Source organism: Rhodococcus sp. IEGM 1318 (assembly GCF_033142465.1).
GTDB lineage: Bacteria > Actinomycetota > Actinomycetes > Mycobacteriales > Mycobacteriaceae > Rhodococcus_F > Rhodococcus_F qingshengii_B.
The window spans coordinates 1-10,650 of the sequence record NZ_JAWLSC010000036.1; the positions used below are offsets into that span (position 1 = coordinate 1).

A 10,650-nucleotide genomic window follows, 5' to 3' on the forward strand; every position below is an offset into this window, starting at 1 on the left:
TACGGAGGCGTTCGAACGTCACGATCCGCAAGATCGCGACGGGACCGCCCAACTCGACTACGCGGGAATTTTGGCAAATTATGTGGTGGACTGTCATTTCGTTGCAATCATGGTCAGCAGTCGTGTCCAGTTTGCGTCAGGAACGATGCGTTCAGACTTCGAGGAATGAGCTGTAGTGACGATCGACCTTAATCTAGAGAATTCTGACATCGTGAACGCAACGTCAGCGACATTCGAGCTTCTGGGCGATCGACTCACACTTGCGGTGTTGCGGGACGCTTTTCTCGAGCGAACGTGCCGGTTCAATCAGTGGCTCGAACACACGGGTGCGCCGCCTGCGATACTGGCCGACCGGCTCAATGCCCTTGTCCTACGGGGCGTATTCCACCGAGTACCGCAACCGGACACTCCGGAGCGATACGAATACCAACTCACCGAGTTGGGATTGTCGACGTGGCAGATCCTCGTCTGCTTGTGGGGTTGGCAGCGCGAATGGACCGCAGAAGGAGCCGGGGAACCTGAGTTGGTTCATGAGCAGTGCGGACACCGTGGACCTGCAGTTGTGGTTTGTTGGGAATGCGATAACCACATCAGCGCACGCAACACCGTTGTGGAGATAGAATCGGACGCAGTCTGGTCATCGACATCGGGTGCCCGTCGACGTTCGAGTCGACTTCCAAGCGAGCCCGCACAGCGCGGGGACATGCAGTTCAATACGGTGATGGAAGCTATCGGGGATCGCTGGAGTGCTCTCGTGACCGGGTATGCACTGGCCGGTGCCAGACGGTTCGGCGATTTCAGAGCGGCCCTGGATGTTTCTCCCACGACTCTCACCGATCGGCTCAGCCGACTGTGCGCGGCTGACATTCTCCGCAAGTGCGAACCTGGGCAGCAGTATCGACTGACTGCCCGCGGCATGGACTTGTTCGGCGTGTACGCGTCGTTCATCTGGTGGTCGGGACAGGCATTTCCTGATGCGACGGGGCGAGGCCTTGTTATCCGCCACCGGTTGTGCGACGCGCTCGTGGAACCGGTATTGAAGTGCCGTGGCTGCAATAGTCGGCTTAACCGGACCAGCGTGCGGTTCGATCACGTTAGAACACAGTAGCCGACAGCTACCTCACCATTGACCTCCAACTACAGAAGTCTGTCCACATCTCCGAGGTTCTTCACTAGCCGAATACCACACTCACGAAAGACGACTTCGCATGAAAAGCAATACATTCGGCGCTGGAGATTCCGCGCCGTGGGTGATCGATGCAGCTCGGACGCCGTTCGGTGCGGCGCGAGGATCCTTGGCGCACATACGTGCCGACGATCTCGCCGCGTTGCCCATTGCCTCTTTGATCGCCCGGTACCCAGATTTTGATGCTGCCGGCATTGAGGATGTCTTGTGGGGTAATGCAAACGGCGCCGGTGAGGACAACCGGAACATAGCGAGAATGGCTACGCTTCTTGCGGGTCTTCCGACGAGTATCCCCGGCGTCTCGGTCAACAGACTGTGCGGATCCGGTGCAGAAGCCCTCGCGTCGGCCGCTCGGCGTGTAGCTGTAGGCGAAGGCAATCTGTATCTGGCCGGGGGCTCAGAGAGCATGAGCCGAGCGCCCTTCGTGCTGCCTCCCGTGGATTCCGCATTTCCGCGTTCCGTCGAGCTGGTCTCGACGACGGTGGGATGGAGGATGGTGAATCCTCAATTCCCGCAGCCCTGGGTGGAAACTCTTGGGCGTTCAGCCGAGTTGATCGCCGACGAGAGAGGTGTCGGCAGGGAAGAGCAGGATGCGTGGGCCCTGAGGTCGCACGAACTGGCATCAAAGGCATGGTCGGACGGTGTCCATACTGGATTCGTGGATCCGTTGTCCGGCCTCGAATGTGATGAGTTGATTCGACAGACAAGCATGCAAAAACTCGCCTCGTTACGTCCGGCGTTCTCCACGGGAGGCTCTGTGACAGCGGGAAATTCATCACCTATCAGCGACGGCGCAACGGCCGCACTTGTAGGAACTCGTTCTAGCGCAAACGATCTAGGGGTTGAGCCGCTGGGACGAATCTTGACCTCGGCGGTTGTTGGCGTGGAACCTCAACGTTTTGCACTGGCACCGGTGGCCGCAGTACACAAGGCGATGGACCGCTTGAACCTCAACTTCGCAGACATTCGGGTACTCGAGATCAATGAGGCATTTGCAGCGATGGTGCTGTCCTGCCTACGCGAGTTGTCGCAGATACCGGTGGATCGAGTAAATCCCTTTGGGGGAGCTATCGCGCTGGGGCATCCACTCGGGGCATCTGCCGCGAGACTCGTCGTCGACTGTATGCGGCACCTTCGCCGTATGGGCGGCGGGATCGGTATCGCGACTGCGTGCATCGGCGTAGGCCAGGGAATCGCCGTCGTAGTTGAAGTGTAGGGGCCCCGAGGTATCGAGATCGTTTCAACGGCAGGGCGAGCCGGAATGCACAGCATTCTGGCCCGCCTTGTCGACCGATTCGACGCCGTCAGACCCCGGCGCTCACCGGATGTCCGTCCGAAATCCGCTGCAGCGCAGTGCCGTACTCCGCAGCAATCTGATCGACTATTTTGCTCACCGGCTCGACCGCATGGATAGTCTGCAGTCCCTGACCGGCCGCCCACACGTCCTTCCACCGCTTGAGCGATCCACCACCGGCCGTGTAGTTCTTCTCCACGGTCAGCGGCGCAAGGTTGTCGGGGTCCAGTCCAGCCGCAATCAGACTGGGTTTCAACCAGGAGGCCGGAGTGCCGGTGACAGACGCACTCACGACAAGATCATCGGGGCCGCTGTCGACGATCATCTGCTTGTACGCCTGCTGCGCCATGCTCTCTTCCGCCGCTAGGAAGCGAGTTCCCATGTATACGAGATCAGCACCCGCGGTGATGGCGCCCGCAACTCCGAAGCCGTCGCTGATTCCGCCGCCAATGATGATCATGCCGTCGAAGAACTCGCGGACGGCTGACGTGAAGGCGAACGGGGAGAGATGGCCGGTGTGTCCACCCGCCCCTGCGGATACGCACGCCATACCGTCGACTCCCGCATCTGCTGCTTTGTGCGCAAGTGTCATGTTGACGACGTCCGCGATCACGATGCCGCCGTAACCCTTCACGACGTCCATTACAGGCTTCGGGGAACCGAGAGCTGTAATGACCAACTTGGGCTTGTATTCGGCGATGAGACGAAGGTCATCCGCGAGACGTTGGTTGCTGCTGTGGGTTACAAGGTTCGCGGCCCACGGAGCAGGGTTGGTGGAACCGTTTGCGCCACTACCGAGGCGATCGGTTATCGATCCCATCCAACTGTCGAGGTCGTCGAGGGTCCGGCAGTTCTGCGTGGGAAAGGAACCGATGACGCCTGATTGACATGCCGAGACGACGAGGTCGGGTCCCGAGACCAAGAACATCGGCGCGGCCACGATGGGGAGACGGAGGGAAGTGAGGATCGGGCTGTTCATTGGTACCTACTTAAGAGATGGTTTCGGGTTCAGATGTCGGGTTCAACCACTGCATGTCGTTTCCGATCACCCAGTAGCTTTCTGCGTGAGTTGCTCGAGCAGTCGCGTTGCACTGACCCTGTCGATCTTCCCCAACGGTGTCAGGGGAAGATCGTCGACGTGGTGAACGGACTTGGGACGTTTGAAGTCGGGAAGTCGGCGTCGGCATTCGGCCAGTGCACTCGGTTCGTCGACCGTCGTGGTGGATTCGACGGTGTACGCCGCGACGATGCGCTGACCCCAGAGGGGGTCTGGAAGGCCAATGACGACAACGTCTTTGATTCCGGGTATCGCGGAGAGCTCCTCTTCGATCTCTCTCGGATAGACGTTGTATCCGCCGGTAATGATCATGTCCTTACTGCGACCGGTCAGATGGAGGTAACCGTTGGTCGCACGGAATCCGAGGTCGCCGGAGTACAGGAGTCCTTTGTCATGACTTTTTCCGAGGTCGGTTCGTGTTTCGGCGTTGTGGTATCCCGGGCTCACTGAAGGTCCGCTGACCACGAGTTCGCCGATCTGGCCGTCCGCGACGGTCTCGCCGCCGTCGCAGAACTCGATTTCGACTCCCGTGCAGGGTTTCCCGACCGAGTGGAGCACGTCCGCGTCCTCCGTCACACCCCGGCGGTGATCAGCTGTGGTGAGTACGGTCAACGGCGGAATCGCTTCGACCATCCCGTAGTACTGTACGAGATTCGGCGTGATCCGATGGTATGCCTGACGGAGATGCTCGACGGGCATCGGCGCGCCCGCATAGGCGAGCATGCGCAGGCGGCGCATCGGCGCGAGTCGTGCGTCATCGAAATCCAACAAGCGTGCTACGACGGTAGGCACCAGCGCGGTGTGTGTCCCACCATGCTTTTCGATGGCATCGATCATGTCCTCGGGATGAGGATGATCGAGAAGCACTTGACGGCCGCCTGCCTCGAGGAGTGGGAGGACGAACAGTCCGCTCGTATGGATCACGGGTCCGGCATGGATGAACACAGAAGGTTCCAGTCCGTCGAGGCTGCCTTCGAGCACGTGCTCGCGCATTGCGCGCAGCGATGCGAGCCGGTTCGCGTGTGACCGTTGCGCTCCTTTTGGTACACCTGTTGTACCGGACGAGTAATGCAGAGCGCATAGGGATGCAGGGTCGAGGGTTCCGAGGGAGGCACCGAACGGTGCATCGGCAATAATTTCATCGAGTGTGGGCCGCGCGCTGCCACTTCCTTGCACCTCGATTACTATCTCGGCCGTCGACCGTGACACGAAATCGGTCGCTCCGTCAACCCTCGGGTCGAAGATCAACGCACGAGGAGCGCAGTCTTGTTCGATTCTTGCCCAGTCCCGTTCGCCGACACGTGGGTTGAGTGCAACTCGTATGTATCCCCCGACAGTCAAGGCGAGGTCAACCTCGATTGATGCAACGGAGTTGCGCAGAAGTACGAGGACTCTATCGCCAGGCGAAACCCCGACTTTGTCGAGTCCGACTGCCAGTTGGTGTACTCGGTCGGACAGTTGAGAGAACGTCAGTGAACCTTCGTCGTCTTCCACGGCCACTTCGGGGCCGTACTTGCTTGCTGCACCAAGAACCACATTTTCGATTGACATTCGAACTCGATCCCTCCAGTTAACTACACTTATTGAAGTAGACAACGAGGAGGGCCGATACCGCAACTGCGTTTCGCCTGCGAAGCCCAGGGCAGTTGACAATTCGCCAGGTAGACCAGCGGCTATCTGTCACGCAAGGCATTTCAGGACGGGCCGTTGACAACCATAGACTCACTGGATTAACTTCATTAGCGGTAGTAGCATCTGATTCGTGCAGTTAGCCGATCCACACACAGGCCCCGCGAGTAGCTGGCTGCACTCAATCGAACTCTGTGCCATTTCTAACCCTGAGTTGTATTTGCCGCCGACAGGAACGAGTGTTCATGTTCTTCGAAGTCCATTTGGATCTACTCCAGGCCGCAGTAGAAGCCAATCTGTCACGCACCGCATGGACTGGATTTGCCCCCATCACTCCACCCGATTCCAGGCAGGCCGACGAATTTGTCGGAGCCTATGACGGTGCCGTACTGCAGCTTTCGGACCTCTCTACGTCGACAATCACTGCTGACGAGGTTTCGCCGTACACTGGAAAGCCTCTGAACGTCTCCTACAGCGCACCCACCGCACATGAAGCCTTGGCGGGCGCTGCTCGGGTGGCTGCAGACCTGCGTGACGCTGGGGTCCAGCGCCGTGTCGGCGTGTGCCTCGAGGCGTTGCATCGGATCCACCAGCGTGGACCGGAGTTCGCCGCCGTCACCTCCCACACCACAGGCCAGAGCCTCTCCATGGCGTGCAGCGGCAGTGGGACAAACGCTCTAGACCGTGGACTGGAGGCCGTTGCAATGGCCTGGGCCGCCATGAATCGTGTTCCCAGCGAGGTGACCTGGCAGCAGACGTTCGGCAAGACTCCGGTGACTCTGCGCAAGCGTTTCCGCCCCCGACCACTTGGCACGGCACTCGTCATTTCCTGCGCGTCGTTCCCCGCCTGGAACGCCTATCCTGCGATCCTCGCGAACCTCGCCACCGGCAATCCGGTGCTCGTGAAGCCGCATCCCCGATCGGTTCTCGCAACGGCACTCGCCGTCAGCATCATCCGGGACGTGCTCAGCGAAACCGGCCTGCCGGCAGATTCGGTTCAGCTCCTCGTCGACACGTCCGAGAGCCCTGTCGCCGGTGACCTCGCAACCAATCCGGCCACTCGAATTGTTGACTTCACAGGTAGCCAGCGCTTCGGAAACTGGCTCGAGCGCAACGTCTCGAATGCGCTCATATTCACGGAGACGGCCGGCGTGAACACCGTGATCCTCGATTCAGTTCAGGACCTGGCCGCGACGATGCGGACCTTGGCCGGCGGTCTGTCACTGTTCAGTGGGCAGATGTGTACTACGCCCCAGAACATCTACATCCCCGATGCGGGCGTCCTCACACCCGACGGAGTCGTTTCCCGAAACGACGTGGTCGCCGCACTCAGCGCAGCCATCGATGATCTGGCGGGAACACCCCGCCGAGCAGCTGCCATCTGTGGTGCACTTCAGTCGGAGAGCACTCTCGAATCACTCAATTCCCTTGCAAACCAGGCTGAAACCAACGGAACCCTGGTGCGCAATCCGGTTGCCTACGCGCATCCTGAGTACTCGAAGGCCCGGGTTGTGACGCCGTTACTGATCCGTGTCGATCCACGTCGAGGCGACCAGTTGCCCGGCGGCGAGCAATTCGGACCCGTCGCCTACCTCATCGATTGCGCGGACCGTGACGCTGCTGTCGAGCACGCGACAGCAAGCATCCGTCAACACGGTGCAATCAGCTCGTACCTGTATTGCGCCGACGACAACGCCATCGACGATATCGCGGCCGCCTATGCCGACGCCGGGGCATCGCTGTCGGCCAATCTTGTCTCGTCGATGCCGATGCAGTACGCGGCCGCGTACAGCGACTACCACGTCACCGGGCTGAACCCGGCTGGCAACGCCACCTTGACCGACGAATCCTTCGTGGCTGGGCGATTCCGTATGGTCCAGGACCGCCGTCAGATCGAAGGGTGACAGCATGTCGCAATTCTCTTCCGGCGTCTACATTTACGACGCCATCCGCACTCCGAAAGCCCGGGTCCGTCGCCAAGGCGGCACCCTCGCGAACGTTCCGGCTCACGACCTTCTCGGCCAGTTGTTGTCGGCAGCAGCAGAACGCGGCCTAGCACCCGAACTGGTCAGGGACATCATAATCGGGACAAGCACCGCATTCGGTGACCAGGGCGGCAACGTCGCGCGTGCCGCGGCACTGTGGGCCGGCTGGCCCGACGAAGTGAATGCCGGCGTCGTGTCGAGGCTGTGTTGCTCGAGCCTCGACGCCATCGAGACCGGCGCCGCCAAGGTTGCTTCCGGTATTGCGGACGTCGTAGTCACCGGAGGAGTCGAATCGATGTCTCGGGTCCCGATGATGGCCGACAAGCCCTCCTTCGCGATCGACGACGAGCTCGGAGACCGCACAGGTTACGTCACGATCGGAGTCTCCGCCGATCTCACGGCCGCCCAGTGCGGCTTCACCAGAACGCAACTCGACGAGTGCGCAGTTTCCTCGCACCAGCGGGCGCTCGCGGCGCCGTCATCCGATTCGATCATCGCGGTACGGTCGAACGACACGACGATCCTTTCCACAGACGAGGGCCCGCGTGCAGGCCTGAGCGTCGACGGGCTCGCCGAACTACCGACACTGTTCGGGGAAGATCGGTCGTGGGAACGGGTCGCGTATCGATTGCCGTCCGCGCCTCGTGCCGCGACGGGACTGCATACGTCGGCGACCGCGCCTCAACTCGCCGACGGCGCAGCGTTAGCTGTCCTCGGCTCGCGTGCCGCGTCGGCACGCCTCGGCCGAGAGCCGGTAGCCGAGGTGATCGGTGTCGCGCAAGCCGCAGTGCGTTCTCCGCTCCTGACCGCGCCCGTGGCGGCAGCACAGCGCGCCTTGGCCAACGCCGGGATCACGGCGCCACAACTCGACGTCGTGGAAGCGAACGAATCCTTCGCGGCATCTGTGCTGTTGATGACCCGCGAATTCGAGCTCGATCCAGCCATTGTGAATCCGCTCGGTGGTTCCATGGCCACTGGACATCCACTCGGCGCCGGCGGCGCAGTGCTGCTGGTCAACGCCCTCGACCAACTGCGCCACATCGACGGTGAGTACGCCCTGATCACCATTCCGGCGGCTCTCGGACTGGGCGCTGCCGTCGTCGTCAGGCGTCTGCAATGACTCTTCTCCCCCGCCCGTCGTCCATGCCTGCCAAGCCATCCAAGGGAACGAAACTCGTGAATGCCATCATGGATCAAGATCACACGAATCAGTTGCGCGCTTGCCATCCCGAAAGTCGGGTCCTCGATCATCTCGAACGTGGATGGTGGCTTCCTGAAACGGTTCTCAACCTCTTCGACGGTCATGTTCTCTCACGCGGCGACGCACCTGCCATGACCGACCCGCAGAATCTCTCGGACATCGCCGGGATTTCGCCGGGTTCGTTGACCTGGTGTGAACTTGATGCACGTATCGACGACATCGCCGCAACCTTGCATGCGCACGGAGTGGGCCCCGGTCACGTTGTTGCAGTCCTGCTGCCCAACTCGATTGCCCTTGCCTCCACGTACCTGGCGCTGTGGCGTCTCGGAGCGATTGCGGCGCCCATGCCAGCCTCCTACCGACGACACGAACTGAGCCGGATCGTCGAATCGTCCGAGGCAGTCGCCGTCGTCACCGCGACGCGACTGCATGACCGAGCGCCGCACGAGGAAGCCCTCACCCTCATCGGTGTAGCTCCGTCGTTACGTTGCGTCTTCACCTTCGGACCATCGCAGGACAACGCAGGTGTGCCGTTGGACGGGGCTTCATCGACGGCTGACGACATCAACGCAGTCCGGAAGGCTTACAGCCAACTCGACCGAACTGTCAACGACTGCATCACGATCTGCTGGACGAGCGGGACCGAAGCAGCACCCAAGGGTGTCCCCCGGTGCCACGCCGACTGGCTCGCAATCGGCCGGGCGGTGCAGGACGGACTCCGGGCCGACTCGGACTCAATCATTCTCGGTCCCTTCCCAATGGTGAATATGGCAGGATTCGCGACGTCCCTGCTGCCGTGGCTGCTCAGCGGCGCGCACCTCGTCCAGCACCATCCATTGGACATCGCAGTCTTCCTCAACCAGGTTCAACAGCACCATGTCACCCATGCCAGCATGCCCCCCACTGTCTTGAGCATGCTGCTGCAGAACCCGAACCTGCTTTCCACATTCGACCTGTCGTCGTTGCACACAGTTGGATCCGGCGGTGCGCCACTGCCTCCCGGGGTAGTGCGCGACTGGCAGAACGACCTCGGCATCGAGGTTCTCAATTTCTTCGGATCCAATGAAGGCGTGTGTCTGCTCGGGGCTGCGTGCGACACCCCCGACCCGATGATCCGAGCCGAGTATCTGCCGAACTACGGTGCCACCACCAGGACCTGGGTAACGTCGGTCGCAGAACGTACCTCGGTGCGCCTGGTCGACTTGACGACCGGTGAGGTCGTCACCCGGGTTGGCGGTCGCGGTGAACTTCGACTGAAGGGGCCGACGGTATTCGCCGGCTATCTCGCGGGAACCGCAGAGAAAGGCCCGTTCGACGACGACGGGTACCTTTGCAGCGGTGATGTTTTCGAACTGTGCGGAGAATCCGGCGAGTACCTCAAGTTCGTCGACCGCAGCAAGGAAATCATCATCCGAGGCGGAATGAACATCGCGCCGGCAGAGATCGAGGGACTACTCCTCGAGCATCCCCACGTCTCGGACATTGCGATCGTCGGCTACGACGACGCTGTCCTCGGCGAGAAGTGCTGTGCCGTCGTAGTTCCCATGCCTGAGGCGAGTGTCTCACTCGACGCACTGGTGGAATTCCTGCGTGCCAAGGACATCGCGTCGTTCAAATTGCCCGAACGGCTCGTCACAGTCGAGGAGCTGCCGCGCAACCCGGTCGGGAAATTACAGCGCCGCGACCTGCGAGTCCACATCGCACAGAATCTGTGATCGATGAGCCGGAACCAATCCCCGGTAGGGCTTCCGAGAGCAACACCTACCGGCGTCGACCTCCCACTGACCGATGAGCTGAACGCCATGCTTCAAGGGCGACTGCCGGGCCTGATCGGCATGCGCATCCGCAAAGCCTCGGCAGAATCGGTCATCGCCGATCTGACCGTTAGGGAAGAACTCTTGGCACCCAACGGATATCTGCACGCGGCAACTGTTGTTGCACTGGCAGATACGGCTTGCGGAATCGGCACACGCCTGGCACTGGCGGACGGTGATTCCTTCACCACACTCGAAATCAAGACGAACTACCTCGGAACCGCACGATCGGGAATGGTCACGGCGGTCGCCACGCCCGTCCACTGTGGGCGACGCACTCACCTCTGGGATGCGAGCGTCCTGGACGAGGAAGGCCGGCGTATCGCCGAGTTCCGATGCACGCAGTTGGTGATCCGGCCCCGGATGGGACCGGAGCTCAAATCGATGGAAGGAAAACGATGACGAATACTCAGTTGCCTGCCGGCGAGGCGCCGATCGCGGTCGCACGTCCCGTGAACGGCGGCGAAGACAACCCCTACCTTCT

General features: G+C 61.1%; 8 protein-coding genes. 6 read left to right on the forward strand and 2 right to left on the reverse strand.

The genetic code is table 11. The features are described from left to right. Positions 1-211 precede the first annotated feature (211 nt). Entirely contained in the window at positions 212-1,108 is an 897-nt protein-coding gene (locus tag R4P65_RS32605; protein ID WP_317829634.1) for a helix-turn-helix domain-containing protein, read from the forward strand. Between the two features lie 100 nt (positions 1,109-1,208). Beyond that, on the forward strand, positions 1,209-2,402 hold the full coding sequence (locus R4P65_RS32610) for a thiolase family protein (RefSeq protein WP_230813150.1): 1,194 nt from the start codon (positions 1,209-1,211) through the stop codon (positions 2,400-2,402). Positions 2,403-2,490: 88 nt separating this feature from the next. Here R4P65_RS32610 and R4P65_RS32615 read toward each other — a convergent pair whose 3' ends face one another. After that, complete coding sequence (locus tag R4P65_RS32615; protein ID WP_317829635.1) at positions 2,491-3,459, reverse strand: nitronate monooxygenase; 969 nt, start codon at positions 3,457-3,459, stop codon at positions 2,491-2,493. Positions 3,460-3,525: 66 nt separating this feature from the next. After that, positions 3,526-5,088, reverse strand: coding sequence for a class I adenylate-forming enzyme family protein (locus tag R4P65_RS32620; RefSeq protein WP_317829636.1), 1,563 nt, complete (start codon positions 5,086-5,088; stop codon positions 3,526-3,528). A gap of 323 nt (positions 5,089-5,411) precedes the next feature. On the opposite strand from R4P65_RS32620, the gene R4P65_RS32625 reads away from it, so the two are divergent. The 4 genes from R4P65_RS32625 to R4P65_RS32640 are packed head-to-tail and all read left to right on the forward strand — an operon-like array spanning position 5,412 to position 10,568. After that, positions 5,412-7,070, forward strand: coding sequence for an aldehyde dehydrogenase family protein (locus R4P65_RS32625; RefSeq protein ID WP_317829637.1), 1,659 nt, complete (start codon positions 5,412-5,414; stop codon positions 7,068-7,070). Between the two features lie 4 nt (positions 7,071-7,074). Then, entirely contained in the window at positions 7,075-8,271 is a 1,197-nt protein-coding gene (locus R4P65_RS32630) for a thiolase family protein (RefSeq protein WP_317829638.1), read from the forward strand. After that, positions 8,268-10,067, forward strand: coding sequence for a class I adenylate-forming enzyme family protein (locus R4P65_RS32635; protein WP_317829639.1), 1,800 nt, complete (start codon positions 8,268-8,270; stop codon positions 10,065-10,067). Before R4P65_RS32630 ends, R4P65_RS32635 begins: the two co-directional genes overlap by 4 nt. Before the next feature lie 3 nt (positions 10,068-10,070). Beyond that, on the forward strand, positions 10,071-10,568 hold the full coding sequence (locus tag R4P65_RS32640) for a PaaI family thioesterase (RefSeq protein WP_230813144.1): 498 nt from the start codon (positions 10,071-10,073) through the stop codon (positions 10,566-10,568). The last annotated feature ends 82 nt before the right edge of the window (positions 10,569-10,650 follow it).

What these genes read in the sequence shown, in the direction of transcription:
- R4P65_RS32610 (WP_230813150.1), top strand. Translation starts at nt 1,209, where the DNA reads ATGAAAAGCAATACATTCGGCGCTGGAGATTCCGCGCCGTGGGTGATC.
- R4P65_RS32615 (WP_317829635.1), bottom strand. Translation starts at nt 3,459, where the DNA reads ATGAACAGCCCGATCCTCACTTCCCTCCGTCTCCCCATCGTGGCCGCG.
- R4P65_RS32620 (WP_317829636.1), bottom strand. Translation starts at nt 5,088, where the DNA reads ATGTCAATCGAAAATGTGGTTCTTGGTGCAGCAAGCAAGTACGGCCCC.
- R4P65_RS32625 (WP_317829637.1), top strand. Translation starts at nt 5,412, where the DNA reads ATGTTCTTCGAAGTCCATTTGGATCTACTCCAGGCCGCAGTAGAAGCC.
- R4P65_RS32630 (WP_317829638.1), top strand. Translation starts at nt 7,075, where the DNA reads ATGTCGCAATTCTCTTCCGGCGTCTACATTTACGACGCCATCCGCACT.
- R4P65_RS32635 (WP_317829639.1), top strand. Translation starts at nt 8,268, where the DNA reads ATGACTCTTCTCCCCCGCCCGTCGTCCATGCCTGCCAAGCCATCCAAG.
- R4P65_RS32640 (WP_230813144.1), top strand. Translation starts at nt 10,071, where the DNA reads ATGAGCCGGAACCAATCCCCGGTAGGGCTTCCGAGAGCAACACCTACC.